The organism is Natrinema pellirubrum DSM 15624 (assembly GCF_000230735.2).
In the GTDB taxonomy this organism is placed as follows: domain Archaea; phylum Halobacteriota; class Halobacteria; order Halobacteriales; family Natrialbaceae; genus Natrinema; species Natrinema pellirubrum.
On record NC_019962.1, the window covers coordinates 2,269,536 to 2,294,086 of the forward strand.

Sequence of the window (24,551 nt, forward strand, 5' to 3'; positions counted from 1 at the left end):
TTCCGCCGGCTCATACGGTCTGCTGTCAGTCGCTTCCAGTGCGACCGCGATACGGCCTGTGGTCACACCGGGACATCGTTACGGCAAACCGTCTCAGAGGTCGACGCGATCGCCGATCTCGACGATCTCGAGGTCCCGCGGGGAGTCGAAGCTTCGGGCGTGGTGGTGCAGCGTCGTCGGGTCGGCGGTCAGCCCCTTCCACATGTCCCAGTGGCTGGGGAGCAGTCGGTCGGCGTCGATGGCGGCGGCGCATTCGATGAGTTGGTTCTCGTCGTTGTACCAGCGGGTCCGTTTCGGCTCGCGGGTCTGCTTGTCGGGGATCTGCCCGACGGTGCCGAAGGCGAGCGCCGCGAGATCGATCTCGTACTCGTCGCCGACCCGTTCGAACTCGTCGGTCGGTTTCGTATCGCCGCCGTGGAAGAAGGTGCCCGCGTCGTGGTCGATCACGTAGCTCACGGGGTGGGTCGCGTCGGGGTCGTTTGCCACCTCGACGTGGACGGTGAACTCGCCGATCTCGAGCGTGTCGCCCTCGGCGACCTCGGTCAGTTGCTCGTCCGAAACGTCCCACTCGTCCGTCCAGGCCTCCTCCTCGCGAGCGACGGCGACGCTGTCGTCGGGTCCGTAGAAGGTCGCGCCCGTGGTCTCGAGGATCGGGGCCTGGCTCGGTCCGTGGACGTGGTCGGTGTGTTCGTGGGTCGCGAGGACGGCGTCAGCGGCCGCGACGTCCGCGGGGTCGAACGGGACCGGAATCATCCGGATCGTCCGCGGCGGATCGCCCAGGCCGAGGTAGGGGTCGATGAAGACCGTCGTTCCCTCGCTGCCTTTCAGAACGAAGCCGTTACAGCCGAGATACCAGATCGCCACGCCGTCGGGGGTTGCGTCCGCGACGTCGCGAACGAGCCAGTCGTCCCAGTCGCTTTCGATCATACTCGAGGATGCGGACAGCGACCCGGTAAGTGTTGTCGTCTCGGCCGATGGAGCGTCCGCTATCGGATCGGGTTCAACGAGCGCGAGACACAGTTAGAGAGACGGACGGGCGGGGTATCGGCGGACGTGATCGGACACGGTTAGAGCGGGAACGGCGAGCGGCGGGCGTCCGGCGCCGCATCGGCGTCGGTACTCGCGGTCTCGATCGCCGGCGCCCCGTCGGTGGATCGAATCCACTCGGTGCGAACGCGCGGATGGCCCTCGTAGGAGACCCGACCCGACTCGTCGTCGTAGCCGATCAGCGTGGCCTCGTGCAACAGCGGCAGGTGGACGTGAACGAGGGCGGCGCGGACCTCGTCGACGCGGTCCTGTGTTACCTCGTGCCCGACTGCGTCGGCCTCCGCGGCCGCCACGGCTCGAGCGATCGCCGCCGTCGTGGTGGGTTGGTCTCGACTGCCGAGTACCGCGAGGATTCGTCGCCTGCGTTCGTCGGCGAGAGCCTCGAAGAGGGCGTCGAGGGTGGTCGCCTCGAGGTCGCGGTTCGAGCCCGAGAGCGCTTCCGCGAACACGGTGTCGTCCAGCGGTTGCTCGTCGGGGACCCGAACGACGTCGTCGTCCGTCTCGAGCAGTCCCGCGTCCGTCAGCCGCGGGAGCAGCTTGTGGTGGAGTTCGACGAGCGCCCGCTGCTGGTGGTCCGCCGAGACGTCGTGGCGGCGTGTATCCGCTGTTACCGCCGCGAACTCGGCCGCAAGATCGTCTTTCCCGATCCCGTCCGGCGATCGCTCGTGGACGAGCCGGAGGAGCGTTCGTCGACGAGCGTCGGCGAGGGCGGCGAAACGATCGGTGTGATCGGCGGCCGCGGATCCGATCGAGGCTGAGTTACTCATCGACTACTGGTCGGGGACTAACGGGCAAAAGGGTGCTTCCAAACAGATTTGGAATCAGTCCCCCATTATGGCCACTTTGCTTTACATTCCACCAGATACTGCTATGTAGGGCTGTACGTAGCGAACTCTTTCGGGGATAGCAAAACGAATGTCTATCACACAATATTGTCAGACGAGCCTGAAACACGCCGACGCTGTACGAAGACAGAGGAGAAAAAGCGTTACCAGGTGCCGTGGAACGTGTCGAAGGAGAGTTCGTCCAGGGGCTTGTTGCCGACCGCGATCTCGTACTCGCCGGGCGTGAGCATCGGCTTGTGGAACTGTGGCCCGTCGTCGGTCGTGATCCGCGGACAGCCGGTGTTGACGAACGCGTCCATGTCGAAGTTCCGCAGGCGGTCCGGCGTCACCTCGTCCATCGTGATGAGGTAGGCGTCGTCGTTATCCTCGAGGATCTCTTGGGCCTGCTCCCAGCGGCCCTGGCCGATCTTGGTACAGAAGATGACGCCCCACTTCTCGGCATCCATCGCGCGGTGGACGGCGCCGTAGCGCTGTTTCATGAACTTCTCCGTGTCGGCGACGGTGACGACGTTGTTGACGGGGTCGGCGATGACGACGTGCTTGTCGGGATACTCCATCGCCAGCCCCAGCGGGTGGAACTTGCCGCCGCCGACGTAGAGGACCTGATCCGCAGGGACGTCCGCGCTCGCGTAGTTACAGCCCAGGACCTGTCCCTCGTGGGTCAGCCGGTCGTCGCCGCGGCGGCTGTGGACCTCGTAGCCCCGCTCCTCGAGGAAGGCAGCCATCTCCTCGTAGCGGTTCATGTGCTGGGCGGTCGTCACGAGACCGACGTCTTCGGTCTCTTCGGGCGGCTCGAGGGTCTCGAGCGCGTCCTCCATGATCGGCGTGACCTCGACGTTCGAGAACAGCGGCACGTAGATCACCTTGTCCGTGTCCTTCATCGGCGAGTGGCCGAAGTGAACGAACACGTCGGTGCGTTTCATCAGATAGGTGTCGAGGTCGCAGGCACCGTAACAGGGCTGGCCCGAGAGCATGAACGTCACGTCGTCGTCGGCCAGTTCCCGGAGGTCGTCGGCGACGGACGGACCTCGTCGTTTCAGTCCCTCGGGGAACTGCAGGCCGACCTTCGTGGCGTCTCGCTCCTCGATCGCGTCGACGATCGTCTCGAGTTCGTAGTCCCACTCCCGGTCGTGCTTGAGCTGCATTCCGGTGTTCCGGAGGTCCCCCTCGGTGTATTCCGACTCCTGACTCATTAGCACTGCTTGCGCCCACGAACGTATAACGCCGACGCTTCTGGTGGACAGGCTTACGACCGCTCGCGGACCCCCTCGACTCGAGTGGACTCGCCGTACGTGCAGGTCCCGAACGCGGCCCGGAAGTCCTCGCCGTCGAAGCCATCGAGCAACGCGTCCACCGTCCCGAGCAGTTCCTCGAGACGGTCCCCTTCCAATGTGTCGCGGTCGGTGTCGGTCTCGGCATTCTCGGGAGCGTCGCCGGCCGCGAGAGCCGCGCATTCGTCGATCAGCTCGTCATAGCGGACCCGACACAGCAGTCGATCGACGGTCTCACACAGTGTGGCGTTCGAAACCGGTTCGGTGAGTTTGACGGCCACCGTGCGGTCGCGGTCGGGCTCGTCGTCCCCGCGAAGTACCGCCATCGCGTGTCCCGCGCCTCTGCGTTCGACGGCTCGCGCGACGACGGTTCCGTCGGCCGTTCGCAGACCCCGTCCGATCAGGGCCACGTCGACGGCCTCGAGTCGCGCGAGCGCGTCGGTCCCATCGGTCGTCGTCTCGACCCGGTACGCCCCCGTGAGCCACGAGCGGTACTCGGCGACCGCGTCGGGGTCGGTGGCCGCGACGAGAACGGTTCGCTGTGCGTCAATCATTACTCTCGTTCTCTGCTGTCGGCTTGGATATCAAACTATGGACAAAACTAATACTATTTACATGTGCCGACGTGTATCCAACCGGGACGCCCTCGAGAGCGATCGTGTCGGCCGATCGGCCGGGATAACGGTCCTGCCGACTTCGTTTTGCGTCCCAACAGTCATAGTACTGGAGCGTAAACAGGGAGTTAATGGCAGCGGAACAGGCCACAGACGGCTATCTCTTCGACCTCTATCGTCGATACATCGGTGAACCGGAGGACCGGACCGACGTTTACGTTGGGTTCGGATTGTTCCTCGGTGGGATCGGACTCGCACTCGTCGGACTGCTGCTTTTCCTGTGGGGGAACACCTACGACGCCCGCACCGCGGGTTACGTCGCGTGGGTCGGCCCCGCGTACGCGCTCGCGATGACGGCTCTTCCCGTGACGATGCTCGGAATCGTCGTCCTGTTACCCTCGGAGCGGCGGATGCAGTACGCCTCTATCGCCGGCGTCGCCGTGACCATCGCAGCGATAATCGGCTTCCTCGTGGCCTACCCCGGCGACTGGAACGGGTACGGCAACGACTACACCGTCCCGATCATCGCCACCTACGCCGTCGGGCTGGCTGCGATCACCGCCTCGACCGGGGCGGCCCTGATCGCCCACTACCTCGATATGGCACAGCAGGCCGACGCCGTCGCGGTCGAGGCCGACGACGACGATGAACCGGAACTGACCGACGACGAGATCCAGCAGGACATCGACGACGCGATGGAGGGCGTCGAACTCTCGTGGGGCGGTGTCGAGAAGACCGAACACAAGCGATTGAACTTCTCGAGCGACGATCTCGGCGATGTCGAGATCGACACCGACGCCGGGACCACGACGACCCGCTCCTCGGGCGTCGACCAGCAAGTCGCCGGCCTCAAGGGGCTGAAAGGCGGCGAAACGAAACAGACCACCTCGAGTTCGACGGTCGACGACCAGACGGCGAAACTCAAGGAACTGCGCGAACAGCAACGCGCGGAGGAACTCGCGACGGCCGACGAGGAAAGCGCCACCGAACGCGTCACAAAGCCCTTCGAAGGGTTGCTGAATCGGGTTCGTTCGCTGGTAAAACGGGATTAACGCGACCGTGCGGCAGTAATTAATTCTTACTTCGGCGCCGGTAAAGAGAGGAATTAATGCACATAGATTTATAATCCGTCGGTGGTCTTCCCCACACATGGCCAAAGGCCTGGACGTCGGTACGATGAACATCCTGTCAGCACAACAGGATGGGAACGACACGGTTTTCGTGCAACAGCGTAACTCCTTCGTCGAGATCGAGTACTCGGACATGGCCGAGCAGATGCTCTCGCGAAGCGAAGTCCTCCACATTCGCAAGGACGACAAGGTCTACGTCGTCGGCGACGACGCCCTGAACTTCGCGAACATCTTCAACAAGGAGACCCGTCGGCCGATGAAACACGGGATCCTCTCGAACGACGAGCAGAGCGCGATCCCGATGATGAAACTCATCATCGAGCAGGTCGTCGGCGAGCCCGCGTATCCGGACGAGAAGCTCTACTTCTCGACGCCCGCGGACCCGATCGACTCGGACCTCTCGACGCTGTACCACCAGAAGACGATCGAATCCTTCCTCGACGACATGGGCTACGACGCCGAGCCCATCAACGAGGGGATGTCCGTCATCTACTCCGAACTCGCGGACAACAACTTCACCGGTCTCGGGATCTCGTTCGGTGCCGGGATGACGAACGTCTGTCTGGCCTACTACGCAGTGCCAGTCATGAAGTTCTCGGTGGCCCGCGGTGGCGACTGGGTCGACGAGCAGGCCGCCCGCGCGACGGGCACGCCCGTAGACAAGGTCACTTCGATCAAGGAAGACGACTTCGAACTCGACTTCACGACCGACGTCGGTGGCGTCGAGGGGGCACTCTCGATTTACTACGAGAACCTGCTCGACTACGTCATCGAGAACATCGTCAAGGAAGTCGACGAGGAAGACGTCGAGGAAGGGCTCGACGTTCCCGTCGTCGTCACCGGCGGGACCTCCAGCCCGAGCGGCTTCGAGGCCCTGTTCAAGGACCACCTCGAGGAGGCGAACATTCCGTTCTCGATCAGCGGCGTGACCCACGCGAACGAACCGCTGTACAGCGTCGCTCGCGGTGGTCTGGTCGCGGCCCGTTCCGACGAGGACGTCGATCACGACGACGGCGGCAACGAGGAAGCGGAAGCGGCCGCTGCGAACGAATAGCGACACTTCGGACGTTCCGTTTTTTCGGCGACACGGTCGAGGGGTCCCGACTCGAGTCGCTACTCCTCGTAGAAGCGGTTGAACGCGTCCCGCCAGGATTCGGGGTCCTCGCCGACCGGTTGGTGTTCGACGGGAACGTCGGCGAACCCACAGTGGGGACACGTGACCGTAGACGCGTCGCCGAGTGAGAGTTCCTCGATCGCTCCCCCACACCGTGGACAGTCGTCCATACCTGATACTTTCACGGGCCTGTCTTAACTCTATTCGAACCTCTCGCGAAACGGAGATGTCGAGGTGCCCGCTGGACAAAGCGGCCGCGGCCGTCGTCACACTGTGACGATACTGGGCCAGTCCGCGACCGTGTATTACTACTACGTATCCAGAAAGCTTTTTGTATGCAGTCTATGTATTAGTGTGTAATGAGTACGACGTCCCCAAACCCCGCAGTCGAACGCTGTCAACCCGCCGATGCGACTCCCGTCTCCCTCGAGGCCGCGACCCTCGAGTCGACCGCTCCCGAGTACCTCCGCGATCTCAAGGCCGATCTGACCGCCGAGGGGATGGTGCCGGCCGAACTGATCGTCGAGGCGTGTTTCGACGCGGACTGCTCGCTGGCGACCCAGGAGGAGGTGGATCGGATCCGAGGCTACGTCCGGGCTGGGTCCTTCCTCGGCGTCGGCACGGTGACCGTCAGCGTCGGCGACGTCGCCGACCCGGAGAAGGTCCGTCCCGCGCTCGCAGCCTGTGCCGAACGCGCCGAGCGAGAGGGGCTCGCCTTCGATCTCGAGGGCTCGCTCTCGCTCGCGGAATAAATGGCCGGCCCGTCACGGCGGACCCTCGCCCGTCGGCTCGAGTCGCTCGCGGACTTCGCCGACCCTTCGCCGGCCCTCGAGCAGTATCTCACCCCGGCGGAGCTGGCTGCCCACCTCTGCCATCTGGCCGGGCTCCAGAACGACCTCGAGCGGCGGGTGATCGATCTGGGGACCGGGACCGGAATGCTCGCGATCGCGGCGTCGCTGGCCGGTGCCGACCGGGTCGCGGGGATCGACGTCGACCCGGACGCGCTCGCGCTGGCACGGGAGAACGAACGGACCGCGCTCGAAGGAGAGAGTCACGCCGACGGCAGCGATCGAGCCATCGAGTGGCTCCGGGGGGACGTGAGCCGGCATCCGTTCGCGACGACCGAGGCGACGGTCCTCTCGAATCCGCCCTTCGGTGCCCAGCGGGGCAACCGCCACGCCGACCGGGCGTTCCTCGAGGCGGCGAGCGAGATCGCCGCGGTCTCGTATACGATCCACAACGAAGGGAGCCAGGAGTTCGTCGAGTCCTACACCGCGGACGCCGGCGGCGAGGTGACCCATGCCTTCCGGGCCGAGTTCCCGATTTCGAATCAGTTCGAGTTCCACACCGAGGCCGAGGCGACGCTCGAGGCCGAAGTCTTCCGGATCGAGTGGTCGCCTCGAGCGTAATCGGTCGCCGCGGCTGCAGTCATCGCTGCCGCGAAAGGGAAACGAACTGTCGTTCGGTCGGCGGATACCGAACCCGAACGGGCACCGCTCTCATACTGGCAACACGGAATTTCCACGCCCTCCCCAGCCGATTTCTACTCACGGCGGCGAAGCCGCCGTTCGTATGGGTCGCGGAACCGTCGGTTCCGCGCTACCCTCGCTCCGTTCGTCGCTCGTTCATCCACCGGAAGACGCGAGCGTCTTCCGAGCCATTCGCTCACTACGTTCGTGAAGACCTCGCACAGTTCGACCCGCGATCCACCGGTGGTTCACCGCGGGACAGCGCGCGCCACCGCGCGGTGGACCGGTCAATAGCCGTTGTACGTCTCCTCGCTGGCGACGGCGACCCGCGTTCCGTCAGCGGCCGCGTAGATCGTCTCGTTCTCGCGTTCGAACGTTAGCCCGCCCGCCGTCGCCGTCTCGTTCGCAGCCGGGATCGCCGTCGTGGCGGGCTCCGTTCCGTCCGCGGTCACCTCGAGGACGAACTCGCCGCCGTCCGAGCCGATCGTCACGTTTCGGTCGGCGATCCGGGCTTCGGCCCGCGACTTGTTGGACTCGTGGGCAAGCCGTCGGTCCCCGCCGTCGGGCCGGAGCCAGACCTGATAGACGGTGTCGTTACCGACCGGTTCCCAGCCGGTCCGTTCGACGTGGACCGCTTTCCGCCAGCCGGCCCCGCCGACGGAGACGGTCTCCTCGCCGGTAACGGAGAGCCGCTGGGCGCTGACCGCCTCGAGCCACACCTGGCGGCGCTCGCTGGCGACGATCACCCCGCTCGACTCGAGGCCCTCGTCGCTCTCGATGGCCTCGATACCGATCCCCGAGACGAGCCCGTTGGGAACGCCCTCGACGTACTCGATCGTGTAGTCCTCGATCTGCACCGCGGTCTCCGTGGACGCGCTCGCATCCTCGACGACGAGGAAATTGGCGGGGACGGCGACGCCGGCCAGCAGCGCGAGGACGCCGATCACCGCGAGGAAGGCGACCTGCTTTCGAGTCAGCGCCGCCAGGGTACCCCCGTCCGCGGCCCGGTCCCGGGCCCCGCCTGCGAGTTCGCGGACCCGCTTGAGGCGGTCGCTGACGGACGGATCATCGCCGTCGTCGGTGCGGGCTAACTCGAGCGGCCGATCGATCGCGCGGTCGCCGTCCGCCGTCACGGTCGCCCCCCTCGAGTCGGAGAGTAGCCCTGCGAGGCGCTCCGGGACCGCCGGCCGCTCGGAGGCGGTGACCGCCAGGGTAACGACCAGTGCGAGGACGGCCACGACAACGACGCCCGGACCCTGATAGAGGAGATATGTGTTCTCACCGCCGAACCAGTAGATCGCCCACAGTCCCTTCGCAAACCCGAACAGGAGGATGGCCAGCCAGAGCCGCAGCGGGTCCGGCCGCCGTCCCCGTCGCTCGAGCAGGACGATCCCGAGGACGAACCCGATGAAAAGCCCCAGTGCGTGGCCCTGAATCGCGATGCCGGCCCACGACGGTGCCGACGGCGGACTGGGTTGTGCGGTGTAGACGTAGATCGGGTTCTGCAGTGCGGAGTACAGGCGCAAAATTGCACCCTGAACGCCGAGCGTGGCGACGATCGTCACGATCGGGTAGTGAACGATAGCGAAGCCGGCGAAGGCAAAGACCACGCCCGAGAAGCCGATCACGGGGCCGAGCGCGAACAGGCTCGTCACCAATCCGACCGCAATGACGGCCAGCGGAAAGCAGACGAAGGCCCGGAATCGCGGGTTCCCGTATAGCGAGCCGACCCACCCCGTGTCACCCTTAGTCGCCCTCTCGCCGTCGGTCGGATAGTGGCCCCAGGCGTACTCGGCAAGCGGTGCGACGACGACCGTCCCGGCCAGATTGCCAATCAAGTGACTCGGCCCCGCGTGGGAGAACGACGCCGTTGCCATCCCGAGCGGGTAGAAATACGACCACGTCCGGAAGGGGATCGTCACCGGGTCGTCGAAGTCCGTGATCCCGTCTTGGACGAACAGATAGACCGCGAGAACGACGGCGATCACGAGCAGCGAACCCCACGGCACGCCGAGGACGAACCGCGACCGGAGGCGGTCGCGCCAGCGTCGCGCCGGCCGGTGGAGTCGCCTGACGACCGCGATCGACCCGAGCAGCGTCGCGGCGACGAGGACCATCAACAGGGCCGCAACCGAAACCATGTCGCGTGGTTCGAACGGGGGCGTATAGTGATTTGCCTTCGGCGAACCGCCGCCGGGACCGCATCGTCCGGTGCTGACCTCGAGGCGGCGTCGCGGGAACCACGACCGAGCGCCCGAACGCCCGCTTCGAAAGGTACAAGCGGTCGACGGCCGGACCTATACAGCATGGAACTGCGGGTCACCGAGAGTACCGACGACGAACTCTCGATCGAGATCGCCGGCGAGGATCACACCTTCATGAACGTACTCAAGGGCGCGCTGCTCGAACACGACGACGTGAGCGCGGCGACCTACGACGTCAACCCCGAACAGTCGGGCGGCCAGACCGAGCCGATCCTGACGATCAAGACCGAGGGCGGGGCCGACCCGCTCGAGTGTCTCGAGGACGCGGCGGTCACCGTCCGCGAGAAGGCGACGTCGTTCCGCGACGCGTTCGAGGCGGCGGCCTGAAGCGGGTCGAGGACTCGATCGAACAGTCGTCACGGCCGCGTTTTTCGCCCGTTCTCTCAACGACCGAGCCCGAACTCAACACGCCGCGTAGAAGACGTACACGTCGCCGTTGGGCGCGACGTGGACGTCCAGCCCCTCGGCGTCGTATCCGGAACGGATATCGTCACCGAACCGCGAGGAGAGCAGTCCGTCGGCGACGTCGGCGGCGAACGCCGACTCGTTATCGTACGCCGTCAGCGAGCGATCGGAAAGGACGAGCGGTGCGCCGACGACGCGAGCGTCGCCGCAGTCGTGGCCGAAGTCGTCGGGCTCGGCCGCGTCGGGCTCCCTGTCGTCGAACTCGACGGCGACGAGCCCGCGGTTCTGATGCTCCGCGTAGGCCGCGAGCCCGTCGTCGTACCGCCGCGTGTCGGAACCGGTGCGCTCGCCCTCGAGCCGGTCGTGGACCGCGGCCTCGGTCGTCTCGAAATCGAGCCCGGCCTGTTCGGAAGCGTTACCCGGTGCGTCCGGCGGCGACGGCGGGCCGATCCCGGGAAGGACCGACGGGGGGACGATCCCCGTCGCGAACAGCGCGACGACGACGCCGATGACGGCGAAGATCGGCAGATAGGGCTTGGCGACCTCGAACCAGCTCGGGGTATCGAGGTCCCGTTCGACGTCCTCGTAGGTCCGCTCGACCCGCTCGAGGTCGGGGTTGCCACAGCGGGAACACGGCGGGGTGTTCCGGACGTGTTCCCGGCCGCAGTTGGTGCAGGCCCAGACGTACTCCGGCCCGGTTTCGACGGTGCCCGAGGGGATCGGCTCGCTGCCGCTCCGTTCGCCGCTGCTACCGTCGTCGGTGTCGTCGACCCGGACGATCGCCTTCTCGAAGGCGTTGTGGCCGCACTCGTCACAGGGCGGGTCGTTCGACGCGTGCGGTTTGCCACACCGCGTACACCGCCATTTCACTACCGGAACGGAGGACCGGGGCGGAATAAACGTACTGGATGCCCGATCGAATCGCCGGGGTCGGGAACGCGGGACTCGAGAACGGTCTCAGCGGCGGACGGGGACGCCGCGCTCGTCGAGGTAGGCCTTCGTCTCCTCGATGGAGTACTCGTCGAAGTGGAAGATCGAGGCCGCGAGCCCGGCGTCGGCCCCGGCCTCGGTGAAGACGTCGTACATGTCCTCGGGACCGCCACAGCCCGAGGACGCGATCACGGGCGTGTCGACGGCGTCACAGACGGCCTTCGTCAGCGGGAGGTCGTAACCGTCCTTGGTGCCGTCCTTGTCGATCGAGTTGACGAACAGTTCGCCCGCGCCGCGGGACTCGGCCTCGGCGGCCCACTCGAGGACGTCGATCCCGGTCCCCTCGCGGCCGCCCTTCTTCGTACACTCGAACCAGCAGGACTCGCCGTCGACCTCGACGTAGTGTTCGCCCCCCGCGTCGAAGCGCCGTCTGGCGTCGACGCTGATGACGATACACTGACTGCCGAAGGCCCGCGCCCCCTCGTTGATCAGTTCGGGCCGCTCGAGCGCGCCAGTGGTGATCGAGACCTTGTCCGCGCCGGCCCGCAGGGTCTCCTTGATGTCGTCGGTGGTGCGGATCCCCCCGCCGACGGTGAGCGGGATGAAAACCTCGTCGGCGACGCGTTCGACGACCTCGAGCATCGTCTCGCGGCCTTCGGCGGAGGCGGTGATGTCGAGGAAGACGAACTCGTCCGCCCCCGCGCGGTTGTACGCGCGGGCCATCTCGACCGGGTCGCCGGTGTATTGCAGGTCCTCGAAGTTGACGCCGGTGTAGACCGCCGGGTTCCCGTCCTCGTCGAGGTCCACGTCGATACACGGGATGACGCGTTTTGTCAGTGTCATGTGGTCGTTACCGGATCGTTCGCGCCCGGGATAGTAAAGGGGTCTGGATCGGGCGAATTCCGTTCACGGCGGGCCGTCGGCGGCGCGGCCGCTCGAGACCCGTGTCGGTGATCTTAAGCGGTCGAGCCGAGAACACGCGGGTATGACGGACGACAGCGACACCGCAACGGAGGACGACACGGGAGCCGATGTCGGTCACGACCTCGCGGCCGACCGGACGACCGCACCGATGAGCGACTTTTCGGCGGGAGCGGCGCTGACCGGTGCGCTCGTCGCGCTGGTCGGCGTCGCGATCGCGTTCGGAATCCCGCTGCTCGCGTTCGGTATCTAGGTTAGAAGACGTACTCGTCGTCGTGGCCCATCATCCCGTCGTCTTCGAAGCCGGTACCGCCGGTTCCAGCTCCCTCCTCTTCGTCCGATGGGCCGCTGGTCTTGTACGCCTTGATGCCCGTCGATAGGAGGTCCTCGATCGCCTCCTCGCGGTTGACGAACTCGCCGCGCTCGACCATCTGGGCGATCTGCATCTCGAGGTGTTCCGGTATGGTGATCTCTACTTTCGGCATCTGATTCGGCTTTCGGCGAGGGGGTATTTAGGTTTGACGGGGACTACACACCGGGCGAAAGCGACCGGTCACGCAGCCGAAACGAGACCGCTCGTCGGGCCGAATCGAAAACTGAGGGCGCGCGGATCGGCAAGTCGACGGCAGTGGGATGGCACCGCCGCAGTGGGGGTCGAGACGATCGGCTCAGCGATTGCCCATCATCGAGTCGAACGCGTTCTTCAGGGTCGTCCCGGGTTGGGTCAGCGTCTCCAGTTGCTGGCGCATCTTGCGCTGGTTGAAGTAGCTCGCGAACGCGAGGATCGTCGGGGGCCAGAGGCCGACGAACGCCCCGAGTTCGCGTTCCCCGCGGATGAAGAAGTAATACAGCGAGAGCCCGACCGATGCGGCCGACGCGACGAACGCCGGCCCCATGGCTTGCTCGCCCATCTCTTCCGGTTCGGTGTCTGTCAGTTCTCGTTCCGTTAACTGTTGTCTACTCGCCATGCGATCGTACCCTCGGCGAGACCGTACTAAGGGATGGCGAGGGTTTCGACGGAAACTACCGAGTTGTGGCCGCGACGCGACCGTTTCAATCAGTTTCGTCCCCGATCCCGTCCCGTGAATATTGCCTTTTTCGGCGACAGTCCGTCGGCTCCGGACCGGTCTCGAATCGAGGCTCGAGTCACCGATCGACGACGGATCGGTGACCGGCCGACGCTGTCCAGCGCAGCCGCGACGGTCATCCGCGGGGACGGCGATCGATGGCGTCACATCTACGTCCGTTCGACCGTACGGACGGATATGGACGCGACCGACGTCACGGATCTCTATCAGGAATTCGGCGACGAACGGCTGCCGCCGGGACAGCGCGAAACGACCGCCTTCCCGGTCCTCTCGAAGAGCGGGACGCCCGACTGGGACCCGGAGACCTGGGAGTTCACCGTCACCGGCGCAGTCGAGGAGGAACTAACCTTCTCGTGGGAGGAGTTTCGCGAACTGCCGTCGGTCACACAGCGTCAGGACTTCCACTGCGTGACCGGCTGGAGCAAGTTCGACTGTTCGTTCACCGGCGTTTCCTTCCCCGAACTCGCCGAGCGGGCCGGCGTCGACCCGGAAGCCGTCCACGCGATGTTCTCCGGGCTGGACGGCTACACCACGGATCTGCCCCTCGAGGACTGTCTACGCGAGGAGGTCCTGTTCGCGTGGGCGTTCGACGGCGAGGCCCTGCCCGAGGACCACGGCGGTCCGCTTCGAGTCGTGACGCCCCACAAGTACGCCTACAAGGGTGCCAAGTGGGTCGACGGCATCGAGTTCCTCACCGAGCCCCAGCGGGGGTACTGGGAGCGGCGTGGCTACTCCCAGACCGCGAACCCGTGGGAGGAGCAGCGATATAGCTGATCGATTCGCCAATAGTCAGGCTGAAGTCCGGCCGGTCCTGACGTGCGATCGATGGATCGATCGTCGGGCGACAGTCGACTGGCGGGCGGGACGAACGGGGCCGACGGCGCTGCCGATCTCGTCAGTCGGAGCCGCGAACTCGAGGGGGTCGCTGCGGACGCGATCCTCGACGGCAGCGCCGCCGCCCGCGTCCAGTGGGCCACGCCCGACGGGCTGGAACTGGTCGGGCGAGGGATCGCAGCCGAGTTCACCGCCGGCGGAACCGGCCGCTTCGACCGACTTCGAGACCGGGCGAACCGGGTGTTTTCCGGGCTCGTTCACGACGGACCGGATCCGGCCCGTCCGCGGGCCGTCGGCGGTGTCGCCTTCCATGACGGCCACGAGCCGACGCCGCCCTGGACTGGGTTCCCGGCAGCGTCGTTTATCCTGCCGCGAGTGCAGGTCGTGCGGACCGACGACGGCACCTGGCTCACGGCCGTCGGTGACCGGGCCGGCGAGGCTGACGACCGACTCGAGCGCTGGCACGACCGCCTGACAGTCTCGCCGGGGACGGGGCCGAGGGGCTCGACGCCCGGCGTCGCCGCGACCCGGCGGACGACCTCGCCAGCCGAGTGGACGACGCAGGTCGAAACCGCCCTCGAGCGGATCGCTGACGGCAGACTGCGGAAGGTCGTTCTCGCACAGGCACTATCGGTCGAACTCGAGGGCCCGATCGACGTCGCGGCGACCCTCGAGCGGTTGGGCCGACAGTATCCGAACTGCTATCGATTTTCGGTCGACCACGGTACCGGCGGTACCTTCTTTGGCGCGCCGCCGGAGCGGCTGGTCTCGAAACGCGGCCAGCGCGTCGAGACCGAGGCGCTCGCCGGCTCAGTACCCCGCGGCGAGACGCCGGCCGAGGACGAGGATCACGTCGAGCGCATGCGCGGTGACGAGAAGTTCCAGCATGAACACGGGCTCGTCGTCGACGCGATCCGCGAACAGCTCGCGCCGCTTGCCCGCGACCTTACGGTCAGCGAGCAGACGATCCGCCGGCTGGCGACGATTCAGCACCTGCAAACGCCGATCGAGGCGACGCTCTCGGGCGATCGACACGTCCTCGAGATCGTCGAGGCGCTCCATCCGACCCCCGCGGTCGGCGGCGTCCCGCCGGACGCGGCCTGGGAGACGATCCGCGAGACGGAGTCGTTCGACCGGGGCTGGTACGCTGCCCCGGTGGGCTGGTTCGACGCCGACGGCGACGGCGAGTTCGCGGTCGGACTCCGCTCGGGCGTCGCGACCGACGAGCAGGTCACCCTCTTTGCGGGCAGCGGAATCGTCGCCGACAGCGATTCCGACGAGGAGTGGGACGAGGTACAGTTGAAGTTCCGACCGGTCCTCGACGAACTCAAATAGACCGATGACGGCACCGAACCGCGCGACCCTGTGGGGCCGCGTGCTGGCCGACGAGCTCGCCAAAAGCGGCCTCGAGGCCGTCTGTCTCGCGCCCGGGAGCCGCTCGACGCCGCTGACGGTCGCCTTCGCGGAACACGACGGAATCGACGTCTACTCGCATCTCGACGAGCGCTCGGCGGCCTTCTTCGCGCTCGGGCGTGCGCGACGCACCGGCGAGCCGACGGCGCTGGTCTGCACCTCGGGCACGGCCGCGGCGAACTTCCACCCAGCCGTCATGGAGGCCGATCGGGCCCGCGTTCCCCTGCTCGTACTGACGGCCGACAGGCCCTCGGAACTCAGAGACAGCGGCGCGAACCAGACCGTCGACCAGGTCAAGCTCTACGGCGACGCGGTCCGATGGTATACCGAACTCCCCGAACCGGAGGCCGACGAGCGGAAAGTCAGGAGTCTCCGGACCACTGCGGCCCGCGCGCTCGCCGAGACCGGCGGCGTTCCGCCCGGACCCGTCCACGTCAACTGTCCGTTCCGCAAGCCCCTCGAGCCGATCGAGGTGCCCGGCGACGTACCGGACGACTTCACCGAGACGACGGCCGGCCAGGGGCGTGACGGGCCGTTCGTAGAAACCGCGAGCGGCCGGCAGACCCCCGCCGAGGCAGATCGCGACCGGCTAGCGGCGGCACTTGCAGACGCCGACCGCCCGCTGCTCGTCGCGGGGCCGGCCGATCCGACGACGCTCGCCGACCTCGAGCCCGCTGCCGTCGCCGAACTCGCGGAGCGGCTCGACGCCCCAATCATGGCGGACCCGCTCTCGGGGCTGCGCTTTGGCCCGCACGTCGACCGTGAAAACGAGAACTCGCTACCGCGAACGATCTACGGCGGCTACGACACCTACGTCGGACAACTGCCGCCGCCGGACGTCGTCCTCCGGTTCGGTGCCTCCCCCACCTCGAAGCCGCTTCGCCACTGGCTGCGCGACGCCGATGCCCGCCAGTTCCTCGTCGATCCCCCCGGCGAGTGGCGCGAGGCCACGTTCACCGCGACCGACCTGCTGGCAGCCGACCCCACCGCCGTCGTCGACGGACTGCTCGAGGCGCTCCCCGACGGGGACGGCCGTTCCGAAACCGACCGCAGCTGGCGCGAGCGCGTCGAGGCGGCGGAACGCCGCCACTGGGCCATCCGCGACGAGGCGCTCGCCGCGGACGCGCTCGAGACCGACCCCTTCGAGGGGGCGGTCCTCACCGAGGTGTTCGCGAACGCGCCGGATCTGGCGACGGTGTTCGTCTCGAACAGCATGCCGATCCGGGACGCCGACCGGTTCGCCCGGCCGCGGGCGGCCGAGCTGACGGTACTGGCCAACCGCGGAGCCAGCGGGATCGACGGGATCACGAGTACGGCGCTGGGCGCCGGCAGTACGACCGACGAGCCGCTGGTGCTGGTGACCGGCGACCTCGCCTTCTATCACGATTCGAACGGCCTGTTGGCGCTCGAGCGCTGTGGCGTCGACGCCACGATCGTCTTGCTGGACAACGACGGCGGCGGCATCTTCCACGAACTGCCGATCGAGGAGTTCGAGCCACCATTCACGGACCAGTTCAAGACGCCCCACGGCCTCGACTTTTCCGCGCTCGAGGACGTATACGACCTCGCGTTCGAACGCGTCGCGCCGGCGGACTTTGCCGCGGCCTATCGCCGCTCGCTCGAGACGCCGGGCACGCAGGTCCTCTCGGTCGGGTTCGATTCCGAGGCGAGTCATCGGCGACGTGACGAACTCGCGGACCGCGTCACTGACGCGGTCGCGACCGACCTCGAGTACGACGCGTAACTCCCGTTTTCCCCTTATTCCGTTCGTTACGGCTGCAGGACCCACCACAGCACGACGGCGTAGCCCAGCGGAATCCAGACGAACCCGAGCGCGAACAGGCCGAACAGCGAACCGAGCCCGACCGGCGACAGCACCGCGATTCCGAGCGGGAACAGAACGCTCCACCCGCCGAAGACGCCGATCGCCAGCCGCGGCATCGTCAACAGATACCCCACCAGCGCGAGCGTACAGCCGGCGAGGACGGCGTTGACCGGCAGCGAAAAGAACGGGGTGAGACTTGCCCAGACGAGCAGCGGGTACAACACGGCGACGGCGCCGACCGACGTCGCCGTCGACCCGTCGATCCGCCGGCTCTCCCACTCGAGGTCGATCTCGTCGTCCCAACCGTGAACGGAGTAACTGAAGCCGTCATCCGCCGTCGCGTCGTCGCTCTCGGTCGAACCTGCCGACTCGTTCGACTCCGCTTCATCGTCCGCGCCGAAGGGCCAGTCGCCGGTCGCCTGCCGCGTGGCCCGTTGCTGGCGGCGTCGCGACCGCTGGCGGGCGTGATGGCTCGAGGTGCGATCCGTCGTTCCGTCCGCGGTCGTCGTGTTAGCGGACCCTCGAGCGCGGTCGGTCCGGCGACTCGTTCGTCGGCCCGTCGTCGCGCCGCCGGCTCCCGTTCCCGTCGTCGCCCTTCCGTCTCCGTTGGCCGTCCCCGTCGCGTTCGTCCGGCCGCCCGTTGCGTGCGAACGACGTCGATCACTGTTCCGGCCCGAACCGTCGGTATCGGCAGTCTCGCCGGCCGCGTCGTCGGTTGCGGTGCCGTCGGCGAGTCGGACGTAGGCCTCGTGGCCGAGCCGGTCGTAGCGGGCCCGTTCGTCCCCGTCGGTCAACACCGACCTGGCGGTCTGGACCCGCTGGAACCGCTCGGCAGCATCGGGGGCGTCGGAGTGGTCCGGATGGGTCTCGAGGACGCGATCGCGGTAGGCAGACTCGATCTCGTCGGCAGTGGCGTCCGGGTCGACCTCCAAGACCTCGTAGTAGGTCTCCCCCATCAAGTAGCCGATCGGTCGGACGAGTGAAAAATAACTCGGCCTCGTTGACGTGTTCGGGGCCTCGTTGTCCGGCGAACGGGCGACCCGAACCGGTGGCTCTCGAGCAAATGAATCGTATGTCGGTATACAAAATACGTCGGACGATCCCGAACACAGATCCTGCGTTTGGTTTCCTACAAACCATTAATCAAGCAACAATTCTCATAGACTCTAAATTAATTCAGTGCCTTGTAAGATCTGGTCAACACCCAGTACTCAAGAGTAAATAGAGCGAATATCGGGTTCTTGGTCCGCTTTGCAGAGAAATATGGTTTTGAACTGAGCTGTTCTCACCACACCATCACGGAGGATCGGGTTTGAGTCGTGGCTTACTTGCAGGGTTGCGAGAAGCGAATCGCCTGATCAGTAGAACTGTGAACTGACCTTGAGACACCTACCAATTGTAGCTGGTATCCATATCATCTTGCAAGGGATTATTCGCAGATCTTCCAGACCAAAGTTATATCCATAACAACATATTTTCTACATGGTAGAGACACTGAACAACCTGCAGATCACAGATTACCACACCCATGACATCCGCCTCAGTTCCGCCCGTACTCAAACGGCAGTGTCTCGACCGTCGAATCTACCCCGCAGTGACCCTCTAGTCGGTGGTCGCTGCATGACAAGATCACCACAATGCGGCTGACTGACTCACCAGCTGGTAGTTCACCACCAATGATGCACGAATCAAACTATGCCGACTGTATCCGGTCGAAATTGAAATCGAAGGGCTGACGATTAAACTTCCCACAGATAGTGAATCTATGAAGCCACCGTCGAACGATTCATCTACCGTGTTTCTGGTGACAGTCGCGGCGAACATCGTCCCGCTGGTCGGCGTGGTCCACCTCGGGTGGAGCGCACAGACGTTCGCGGTCATCTACGCGATGGAACTGGTTGTCGCTGTCCCGTTCGCCGGGTTGAAGGCATTATTCGCGCGCCGCCCGCCGAACTACGACGAGCTGGAGCGCCCACAGGAGGATAACCCGCTCAAGTCCGACGAGTTAGGCGGGGTCTCCGTCGGACCGAGCGACCTCAACCGCCGGCGTGGGAGCGTCACGGTCGTCGACTCCCTTCCGCTGATCTACCCCCGGAACTTCCCGTTCGTCTCGCGAGCGTTCGGGGCTGCTGTGGCGCTCCTCGGGATATATCTCGCCGTACTGAGCCGTTTCATCGACGTGCCGGCGACGCTCGCCGATCCGATGGTGGCGGCGAGCGCCGCCTCCCTGATCGTCTCTCAAGTCGGCGTCATCAACCGCGAGTACTTCCGCAAGCGGCGCCACGAGACGAGTACCCCTCGAGACGTGATCAGAAGCGCGAAGAACGAGGCTGGGGTAGCTATGGTGGTACTCTGGTTCGCGGCCGCCGGTGGTCCGACCGGCGCGCTGGTCGCGTTCGTCACGGTGAAGCTATTCGCGGAGTGGGGGGACTACCGCGCCGGGCAGTCGTCCACCACCGACAAGGGGGTGGGGACGCTCCCGCCTGTAGCGGCTCCGGATGCGTCGCCGACGGCTGAGGTCCGTCCGGACCGGCGCGCCGTCCGCGGTACCGCGCTCTGGCAGGGTGCGAAGTCCGCAATCGGCAGCGGCCCGGTGTACCTCTTCGCGTGGGTTGGGCTCACCAGCGGATCGACAGGGCCGGTCGCTGCCACGGTGGTCTGTTTCGGCCTCCTGCCGGCCGGCATCGGCGGGCTGAAGGCCGTCGAGTACGCCCTCACTCACGGTACACTGGCGTACCAGCGTCGCGACGACACGGTGGTCGCGTACGACGACCTTACCGATACTGTCCAGTGGGCGATCCCCGTCGACGACATCCGGGACGCCGAATTGTGCGAGGGGGAGTTCGTCGACCGCGCCTGCGACACCCGAACGTTCTCGCTCATGCCGTCAGCGGGGGAGTACGAACTCAGTGTCGCGCACCTCCGGGAGTATGGCCGGGCCGTTGAGGTGTTCGAACTTCCGGCCGAGACGACGGAGTTCGGCTCACTCGACCGACGCGTGGCCGGGGTGGCGGCCGCAGTCGGAGCCTGTAGCATCGCCGTCGTGGCGGGCCTCGCCTACTCCGCTCCCACCATCGCGGCGGTCGCCGCCGGGTGGGGCGGTCCGTTCGGCGTCGTCGCCCTCAGGTGGGCGTGGCAGTGGGCGCTCCCGGCCGCCTGAGCCGACATCGACGGCGGGCGGAGCGGGCGCGTCGCGGCCGGTCACTGCGACCAGCCTTCCCGTGTATCGGGATCAGGGCTTCGATAGATCCGAGGCGGGCGACCCCTTCGATTCTCGTGAGACCGTTGCAGCGATCGACATCACCCACGAGCAGTTCCACGTCTGGCCGTGGGAGGACAAGGAAGCAGGTATCGCGAAGCCAGACTACCCGAAGATGGTGAGCGGGTACAAGAAAGACGGCGAGTACAAACGTGGGTACAAGTACGCTACCATCACGCTAGTTGGTGACCACGCACCGATCGTCCTCGGTATTGAGCCGGTCGAAGAGGACTCTGCATGGGAGCCCGACGACTCTCCATCGTACTCGAAAGCCGATTTAGTGAGTCGATTGCTCGACCGGGCAGAGCAGTTCGTTGATCTGGATATGGTGATGTTCGACCGTGGATTGTTCGTAGTTGCTAATCCGATATCGTCCGATTTTCGCACCGAATTGGGAGTCACCAGCTCGTGAGTTTTCCAGTTTCATTTGTAGGTTTATAAGCATGCGAAGAATGTGTCCCGAACCGACCTCCGTCGATATCGGGTCGGCGTGAATCGATCGGCCGAAGCGGACCGTCGGCTCCTCGCATCCCGTTCGACGCGGAGACGACGTACTCGTCCCGCGGTCTCGAGGAGTGGCCGGCCGACTGCTCCGTTCGGTCAGGCGTTGCGGTCCGTTCCGGACTCGATGCCGGACTGCATGAACTGCGCCAGAATGCGGCCGATGCTGCTGCCGGCCGTCCACATCGCCTCCTCGTCGACCGCCTCGTCGTCGGTCGCGACCGATAGCAACACCGTCCCCTCGTCGATCATCAGGGCTCGGCCGGCGAAGTCGGCGGGGTTGTCCTCGCCCATCACGATTACCCGGATCGGGCGCTCGGCGAAGCGTTCGCGGAGCGCCTTTTCGGCGGTGACGACGGTGACGGCGACCCCCTGTGTCGCTCGTTCTCGCAACGCCGTTTCGATCCCCTCGGTCAGCGACTGCTTCGAGGGCGCAGTGAAGACGACGGCCGCCGCCGCTTCGCCGATCAACTCCGCGATCCGATCATCGATCGGTTGGCGGCCCCGGAGAGTCGATACCGAGCCGTCATCCGGGCGGTCCGGCGTCGCGGTCCGGAGTTCCGCGAGGTTTGCGAACGCCCGCTCGCGCTCGCGCTCGAGGCGGTTCGTCAACTGCTCGCGGGCGGCGCCGAGACTCACCGGCCGGTACCGTTTCGGCGACGACTCGGTCAGTTCGACGAGTCCGCGCTCGAGGAGGTCGTCGGCCGCACCGTAGACCTGCGATCGGGGGACCTCCGAGACCTCGCTGATCTCCTGGGCGGTCCCCGTCCCCAGTTCCTGGAGGGCGACGAAGACGCGGGCCTGATAGTTCGGCAGGCCGAGCCGTTTCAGCGCCGCGACTGCATCTCGTGTACTCATGAATACCTGCGGGTCGGTCGCTCGAGGGTTCGCGCGTCGGGCCTATCAGTAGCGGGGTTCCCCGATTGGATATATTTTGTAGTATCCTACAATACTTATGTTCCCGGGTGGGGAAACGGCTGGTAATGGATCCGGCCGATCGGTACGCGGCGTTCGTGACCGCACACAGCAAGGCGATCATCGCGGTCGTGCTGATCGCGACGTTGCTCGTCGCCAGCGGGGCGGGTAGCGTCGACTCGGAGCTGACGATCGCGAACTTCGAGAGCGACTCGACGGAGGCCGAGAAGTACGACCAACTCCGGTCCGACTTCGCGACCGAGGGGGAGAACACGACCGTCGTCCAGGTCGTCGTCCGCGACGAGAACGCCCTGTCGAAGGACTCGCTGCTCGAGGGGCTGACCCTCCAACGCGCCATCGCCGACGACGGCGACGTGAACGCGACGCTACGGGACCGGCAGCCGATGGTCGGGCTCTCGAACGTCGTCGCGACCGCGGCGATTCGGGAGGCCGAGGCCGGCAACGGGACTCCCAATGGGTCCGCCGGCGCGGCCAACGGTTCGGCACCGCCGCCGCTCGAGGCCCAGATCGCGCAACTGGAGTCGATGTCGGAAAGCGAGGTCGAGGCGACCGTCGAACGGGTGCTGGCACCGGAGTCGGCAGCCGCGGGCGCGGTCGATCCCTACTCACTGCTGCCGACCGATTACGAGCCGGGCGCGACGACGACCGACGGCCGCGTCCTCTACGTCTTTCAGGACACGAGCGGCGCGAGCGGCGACGATCTCCCCGCGGACGTGGCCGACGCCCAGCTCGAGATCCGGGAGCTGTCGGCGTCGACGTTGACGTCCGGGGAGAGCTTCGTCTTCGGGAGTGCCGTCGTCGACGCCGAGAGTACGCAGGCGACCGGCGAGAGCTTCGCGATCATCTCGCCGATCGCGTTGCTGATCATCGTCCTCGCGCTGGGGATCGCCTACCGCGACGTCTTCGACATCGGGCTCGGGCTCGCCGGGATCGCGCTCGTCCTCGCGTGGATGGCCGGCTTCATGGGGTGGGCCGGGATCGGCGTGACGCAGATCCTGATCGCCGTTCCGTTCCTGCTGATCGGGCTCTCGATCGACTACGCATTACACGTCGTGATGCGCTATCGGGAGGCAAGTGCCGACGATCCCGAGGCGACGCCGCGGACGGCGATGCGCCGGGGGCTGGCCGGGGTCGTCGTCGCCATCGGTGCCGCCACGTTCACGACCGCCGTCGGGTTCCTCTCGAACGTCGTCAGCCCGCTGGCCTCGATCAGGGAGTTCGGTATCGTCAGCGCCGTCGGCATCGTGTCGGCGTTTCTCGTCTTCGGCCTGCTGCTGCCCGCGCTGAAACTCGAACTCGACGGCGGGCTCGAGCGACTCGGCCTGTCGCGTCGCCGGCCGGCGTTCGGTCGCGGCGGCGTCGCCAGCCGGATCCTCAGCGTCGGTGCCGAGATCGCCGACCGGGGGCCGGCCGTCGTCATCGCCATCGCGCTCGTCCTGAGCGCGGCTGGGGGCGCGGCCGCGACGGACATCGACACGTCGATCGAGCAAACGGACTTCCTCCCGCGGGACTCACCGGCCTGGATGGACTCGCTGCCCGGTTCGTTGCAGCCCAGCGACTACCAACTGCGCGAGCAGGCGCTGTATCTGAACGACCGGTTCGCCCAGTCGCGCGACCAGTCGAGAGCGGAGTTACTGATCGAGGGGCCGGTCACCGACCCCGACACGCTCGAGCGGGTCGCGGCCGGCAGGGACCGGGCGGCAAACGCCTCGTCCGCACAGACGCTGGCCAACGGCCGGCTACAGGCGACGGGGCCGCTCGAGACCATCGAGTCGGTCGCCGCGGACAACGAAACGGTCGCCGCCGTGGTCGACGACGCCGACACCGACGGCGACGGCGTGCCGGATGAGAACCTCGCGGCGGTCTACGACGCGGTCTACGCCGCCGATCCGTCGGCGGCCGCCGAGACGATCCATCGCACGGACGGCGAGTATCGGTCGCTCCGGCTCTCGATCGGCCTCTCCGGCGGGGCAAATACCGCGACGATCACCGAGGAGATGCGAGCGGTCGCGACGACCATCGAGGGCGACTCCGGGCTGACAGTGACGGCGACCGGCCAGCCGATCGTCGAGGAACTCGTCCAGAAGGGGCTACTCGAGACGCTCGTGCAGGGCTTCGCGATCACGTTCGCCGTCATCCTCGCGTTCCTGACGGCGACGTTCTGGGCTCGCTACCGCACGCTCTCGCTGGGTGCGGTCGTCATCGCCCCGGTCCTGTTCGCGCAGGCATGGCTGTTCGGGACGATGTACCTCGCGGGGATCCCCTTTACCTCCGAGACGGCCATCATCGCGGCGATCGGTATCGGGATCGGCGTCGACTACGCGATCCACGTCGGCGAGCGGTTCCTCGAGGAGGAGCGAGCGCGGGGTGACCCCATCGCGTCGCTCCGGCGAACGGTCCGGGGAACCGGCGGTGCGTTGCTCGCCAGCGCCGTCACCACCGCCGCGGGCTTTGGCGTCCTCGTCTTCGCGCTCGTGCCGTCGCTGCGGCGCTTTGGCTTCGTCACGAGCGTCGCGATCGCGTACGCATTCCTCGCGAGCATCGTCGTCCTGCCGAGCCTGCTCGCGGTCTGGGCACGGTACACCGACTACGACGGGACCGACGACGCCGCCACTGACGACCTCGCTGACACGACCGGCTGACCCCGGCCGGCAGTCGACCTCGAGCGGGGAGTCGACGACGACC

The 24,551-nt window shown here is 66.3% G+C and carries 23 protein-coding genes and 1 pseudogene; 12 read left to right on the forward strand and 12 right to left on the reverse strand.

The window, feature by feature from the left end:
* Positions 1 to 93: 93 nt before the first annotated feature.
* From NATPE_RS10940 to NATPE_RS10955, 4 genes are all read right to left on the reverse strand, one after another.
* Positions 94 to 927 (reverse strand): MBL fold metallo-hydrolase, encoded by an 834-nt coding sequence (locus NATPE_RS10940; protein ID WP_006180864.1) that lies wholly within the window; start codon positions 925 to 927, stop codon positions 94 to 96.
* A gap of 140 nt (positions 928 to 1,067) precedes the next feature.
* The gene (locus tag NATPE_RS22900) at positions 1,068 to 1,814 is read right to left on the reverse strand and encodes a DUF7344 domain-containing protein (protein ID WP_015299049.1); all 747 of its coding nucleotides are present in this window, start codon (positions 1,812 to 1,814) and stop codon (positions 1,068 to 1,070) included.
* A gap of 221 nt (positions 1,815 to 2,035) precedes the next feature.
* Positions 2,036 to 3,085 carry a diphthamide biosynthesis enzyme Dph2 gene (dph2, locus tag NATPE_RS10950; RefSeq protein WP_006180863.1) on the reverse strand — a complete coding sequence of 350 codons (1,050 nt, stop codon included), beginning with the start codon at positions 3,083 to 3,085 and terminating at the stop codon, positions 2,036 to 2,038.
* A gap of 53 nt (positions 3,086 to 3,138) precedes the next feature.
* A complete protein-coding gene (locus NATPE_RS10955) occupies positions 3,139 to 3,717 on the reverse strand; it encodes a hypothetical protein (protein ID WP_006180862.1) in 579 nt (192 codons plus the stop codon).
* Between the two features lie 191 nt (positions 3,718 to 3,908).
* On the opposite strand from NATPE_RS10955, the gene NATPE_RS10960 reads away from it, so the two are divergent.
* Together NATPE_RS10960 and NATPE_RS10965 are read left to right on the forward strand one after the other, a co-directional pair.
* Positions 3,909 to 4,829 carry a DUF7139 domain-containing protein gene (locus tag NATPE_RS10960; protein WP_006180861.1) on the forward strand — a complete coding sequence of 307 codons (921 nt, stop codon included), beginning with the start codon at positions 3,909 to 3,911 and terminating at the stop codon, positions 4,827 to 4,829.
* 97 nt (positions 4,830 to 4,926) lie between these two features.
* Positions 4,927 to 5,961 (forward strand): disk-shape morphogenesis protein volactin, encoded by a 1,035-nt coding sequence (locus NATPE_RS10965; protein WP_006180860.1) that lies wholly within the window; start codon positions 4,927 to 4,929, stop codon positions 5,959 to 5,961.
* Positions 5,962 to 6,020: 59 nt separating this feature from the next.
* Here NATPE_RS10965 and NATPE_RS21445 read toward each other — a convergent pair whose 3' ends face one another.
* Positions 6,021 to 6,191 (reverse strand): zinc finger domain-containing protein, encoded by a 171-nt coding sequence (locus NATPE_RS21445; RefSeq protein ID WP_006180859.1) that lies wholly within the window; start codon positions 6,189 to 6,191, stop codon positions 6,021 to 6,023.
* 189 nt (positions 6,192 to 6,380) lie between these two features.
* Here NATPE_RS21445 and NATPE_RS10970 point away from each other — a divergent pair, with 189 nt between their 5' ends.
* Positions 6,381 to 6,773, forward strand: a complete 393-nt coding sequence (locus tag NATPE_RS10970) for a hypothetical protein (RefSeq protein ID WP_006180858.1) — start codon at positions 6,381 to 6,383, stop codon at positions 6,771 to 6,773.
* Positions 6,774 to 7,430: an METTL5 family protein gene (locus NATPE_RS10975; RefSeq protein ID WP_006180857.1), complete on the forward strand. Its 657-nt coding sequence runs from the start codon at positions 6,774 to 6,776 to the stop codon at positions 7,428 to 7,430.
* Positions 7,431 to 7,777: 347 nt separating this feature from the next.
* On the opposite strand, the gene NATPE_RS10980 is transcribed toward NATPE_RS10975, so the two are convergent.
* On the reverse strand, positions 7,778 to 9,631 hold the full coding sequence (locus NATPE_RS10980; protein WP_006180856.1) for a rhomboid family intramembrane serine protease: 1,854 nt from the start codon (positions 9,629 to 9,631) through the stop codon (positions 7,778 to 7,780).
* 165 nt (positions 9,632 to 9,796) lie between these two features.
* Here NATPE_RS10980 and NATPE_RS10985 point away from each other — a divergent pair, with 165 nt between their 5' ends.
* On the forward strand, positions 9,797 to 10,081 hold the full coding sequence (locus NATPE_RS10985) for a DNA-directed RNA polymerase subunit L (protein WP_006180855.1): 285 nt from the start codon (positions 9,797 to 9,799) through the stop codon (positions 10,079 to 10,081).
* A gap of 75 nt (positions 10,082 to 10,156) precedes the next feature.
* On the opposite strand, the gene NATPE_RS10990 is transcribed toward NATPE_RS10985, so the two are convergent.
* Together NATPE_RS10990 and hisF are read right to left on the reverse strand one after the other, a co-directional pair.
* The gene (locus NATPE_RS10990) at positions 10,157 to 11,029 is read right to left on the reverse strand and encodes a hypothetical protein (RefSeq protein WP_006180854.1); all 873 of its coding nucleotides are present in this window, start codon (positions 11,027 to 11,029) and stop codon (positions 10,157 to 10,159) included.
* 87 nt (positions 11,030 to 11,116) lie between these two features.
* On the reverse strand, positions 11,117 to 11,932 hold the full coding sequence (gene hisF / locus NATPE_RS10995; RefSeq protein WP_006180853.1) for an imidazole glycerol phosphate synthase subunit HisF: 816 nt from the start codon (positions 11,930 to 11,932) through the stop codon (positions 11,117 to 11,119).
* A gap of 142 nt (positions 11,933 to 12,074) precedes the next feature.
* Between hisF and NATPE_RS11000 the strand changes: the two genes are divergently transcribed.
* Complete coding sequence (locus NATPE_RS11000; RefSeq protein ID WP_006180852.1) at positions 12,075 to 12,263, forward strand: DUF7550 family protein; 189 nt, start codon at positions 12,075 to 12,077, stop codon at positions 12,261 to 12,263.
* Between the two features lies 1 nt (position 12,264).
* Here the strand turns inward: NATPE_RS11000 and NATPE_RS11005 are convergent, their stop codons facing one another.
* Positions 12,265 to 12,495, reverse strand: coding sequence for a ribbon-helix-helix domain-containing protein (locus tag NATPE_RS11005; protein WP_006180851.1), 231 nt, complete (start codon positions 12,493 to 12,495; stop codon positions 12,265 to 12,267).
* A gap of 183 nt (positions 12,496 to 12,678) precedes the next feature.
* Entirely contained in the window at positions 12,679 to 12,978 is a 300-nt protein-coding gene (locus NATPE_RS11010; RefSeq protein ID WP_006180850.1) for a hypothetical protein, read from the reverse strand.
* 297 nt (positions 12,979 to 13,275) lie between these two features.
* Here NATPE_RS11010 and NATPE_RS11015 point away from each other — a divergent pair, with 297 nt between their 5' ends.
* From NATPE_RS11015 to menD, 3 genes are read left to right on the forward strand one after another with little or no spacing between them, the layout of a single operon-like run.
* Positions 13,276 to 13,872, forward strand: coding sequence for a sulfite oxidase-like oxidoreductase (locus tag NATPE_RS11015; protein ID WP_015299050.1), 597 nt, complete (start codon positions 13,276 to 13,278; stop codon positions 13,870 to 13,872).
* 51 nt (positions 13,873 to 13,923) lie between these two features.
* A complete protein-coding gene (locus NATPE_RS11020) occupies positions 13,924 to 15,267 on the forward strand; it encodes an isochorismate synthase (protein WP_006180848.1) in 1,344 nt (447 codons plus the stop codon).
* Between the two features lie 4 nt (positions 15,268 to 15,271).
* A complete protein-coding gene (gene menD / locus NATPE_RS11025) occupies positions 15,272 to 17,089 on the forward strand; it encodes a 2-succinyl-5-enolpyruvyl-6-hydroxy-3-cyclohexene-1-carboxylic-acid synthase (protein WP_006180847.1) in 1,818 nt (605 codons plus the stop codon).
* 26 nt (positions 17,090 to 17,115) lie between these two features.
* On the opposite strand, the gene NATPE_RS11030 is transcribed toward menD, so the two are convergent.
* Entirely contained in the window at positions 17,116 to 18,126 is a 1,011-nt protein-coding gene (locus NATPE_RS11030) for a DnaJ domain-containing protein (protein WP_006180846.1), read from the reverse strand.
* Positions 18,127 to 18,935: 809 nt separating this feature from the next.
* On the opposite strand from NATPE_RS11030, the gene NATPE_RS11035 reads away from it, so the two are divergent.
* Both NATPE_RS11035 and NATPE_RS11040 read left to right on the forward strand, forming a co-directional pair.
* Positions 18,936 to 20,330 (forward strand): DUF6498-containing protein, encoded by a 1,395-nt coding sequence (locus NATPE_RS11035; protein WP_015299051.1) that lies wholly within the window; start codon positions 18,936 to 18,938, stop codon positions 20,328 to 20,330.
* A gap of 103 nt (positions 20,331 to 20,433) precedes the next feature.
* A pseudogene (locus NATPE_RS11040) lies at positions 20,434 to 20,784 on the forward strand (ISNCY family transposase); the annotation flags it as partial.
* A 245-nt stretch (positions 20,785 to 21,029) separates the two neighbouring features.
* On the opposite strand, the gene NATPE_RS11045 reads toward NATPE_RS11040, so the two are convergent.
* Positions 21,030 to 21,788 (reverse strand): TrmB family transcriptional regulator, encoded by a 759-nt coding sequence (locus NATPE_RS11045; RefSeq protein WP_006180843.1) that lies wholly within the window; start codon positions 21,786 to 21,788, stop codon positions 21,030 to 21,032.
* 125 nt (positions 21,789 to 21,913) lie between these two features.
* Between NATPE_RS11045 and NATPE_RS11050 the strand changes: the two genes are divergently transcribed.
* Entirely contained in the window at positions 21,914 to 24,508 is a 2,595-nt protein-coding gene (locus tag NATPE_RS11050; RefSeq protein WP_006180842.1) for an efflux RND transporter permease subunit, read from the forward strand.
* Positions 24,509 to 24,551: the final 43 nt, after the last annotated feature.

Excerpts from the sequence above, each read along its gene's own strand:
- NATPE_RS10940 (WP_006180864.1), bottom strand. The coding sequence starts at position 927 with ATGATCGAAAGCGACTGGGACGACTGGCTCGTTCGCGACGTCGCGGAC.
- NATPE_RS22900 (WP_015299049.1), bottom strand. The coding sequence starts at position 1,814 with ATGAGTAACTCAGCCTCGATCGGATCCGCGGCCGCCGATCACACCGAT.
- dph2 (WP_006180863.1), bottom strand. The coding sequence starts at position 3,085 with ATGAGTCAGGAGTCGGAATACACCGAGGGGGACCTCCGGAACACCGGA.
- NATPE_RS10955 (WP_006180862.1), bottom strand. The coding sequence starts at position 3,717 with ATGATTGACGCACAGCGAACCGTTCTCGTCGCGGCCACCGACCCCGAC.
- NATPE_RS10960 (WP_006180861.1), top strand. The coding sequence starts at position 3,909 with ATGGCAGCGGAACAGGCCACAGACGGCTATCTCTTCGACCTCTATCGT.
- NATPE_RS10965 (WP_006180860.1), top strand. The coding sequence starts at position 4,927 with ATGGCCAAAGGCCTGGACGTCGGTACGATGAACATCCTGTCAGCACAA.
- NATPE_RS21445 (WP_006180859.1), bottom strand. The coding sequence starts at position 6,191 with ATGGACGACTGTCCACGGTGTGGGGGAGCGATCGAGGAACTCTCACTC.
- NATPE_RS10970 (WP_006180858.1), top strand. The coding sequence starts at position 6,381 with ATGAGTACGACGTCCCCAAACCCCGCAGTCGAACGCTGTCAACCCGCC.
- NATPE_RS10975 (WP_006180857.1), top strand. The coding sequence starts at position 6,774 with ATGGCCGGCCCGTCACGGCGGACCCTCGCCCGTCGGCTCGAGTCGCTC.
- NATPE_RS10980 (WP_006180856.1), bottom strand. The coding sequence starts at position 9,631 with ATGGTTTCGGTTGCGGCCCTGTTGATGGTCCTCGTCGCCGCGACGCTG.
- NATPE_RS10985 (WP_006180855.1), top strand. The coding sequence starts at position 9,797 with ATGGAACTGCGGGTCACCGAGAGTACCGACGACGAACTCTCGATCGAG.
- hisF (WP_006180853.1), bottom strand. The coding sequence starts at position 11,932 with ATGACACTGACAAAACGCGTCATCCCGTGTATCGACGTGGACCTCGAC.
- NATPE_RS11000 (WP_006180852.1), top strand. The coding sequence starts at position 12,075 with ATGACGGACGACAGCGACACCGCAACGGAGGACGACACGGGAGCCGAT.
- NATPE_RS11005 (WP_006180851.1), bottom strand. The coding sequence starts at position 12,495 with ATGCCGAAAGTAGAGATCACCATACCGGAACACCTCGAGATGCAGATC.
- NATPE_RS11010 (WP_006180850.1), bottom strand. The coding sequence starts at position 12,978 with ATGGCGAGTAGACAACAGTTAACGGAACGAGAACTGACAGACACCGAA.
- NATPE_RS11015 (WP_015299050.1), top strand. The coding sequence starts at position 13,276 with ATGGACGCGACCGACGTCACGGATCTCTATCAGGAATTCGGCGACGAA.
- NATPE_RS11020 (WP_006180848.1), top strand. The coding sequence starts at position 13,924 with ATGGATCGATCGTCGGGCGACAGTCGACTGGCGGGCGGGACGAACGGG.
- menD (WP_006180847.1), top strand. The coding sequence starts at position 15,272 with ATGACGGCACCGAACCGCGCGACCCTGTGGGGCCGCGTGCTGGCCGAC.
- NATPE_RS11030 (WP_006180846.1), bottom strand. The coding sequence starts at position 18,126 with ATGGGGGAGACCTACTACGAGGTCTTGGAGGTCGACCCGGACGCCACT.
- NATPE_RS11035 (WP_015299051.1), top strand. The coding sequence starts at position 18,936 with ATGAAGCCACCGTCGAACGATTCATCTACCGTGTTTCTGGTGACAGTC.
- NATPE_RS11045 (WP_006180843.1), bottom strand. The coding sequence starts at position 21,788 with ATGAGTACACGAGATGCAGTCGCGGCGCTGAAACGGCTCGGCCTGCCG.
- NATPE_RS11050 (WP_006180842.1), top strand. The coding sequence starts at position 21,914 with ATGGATCCGGCCGATCGGTACGCGGCGTTCGTGACCGCACACAGCAAG.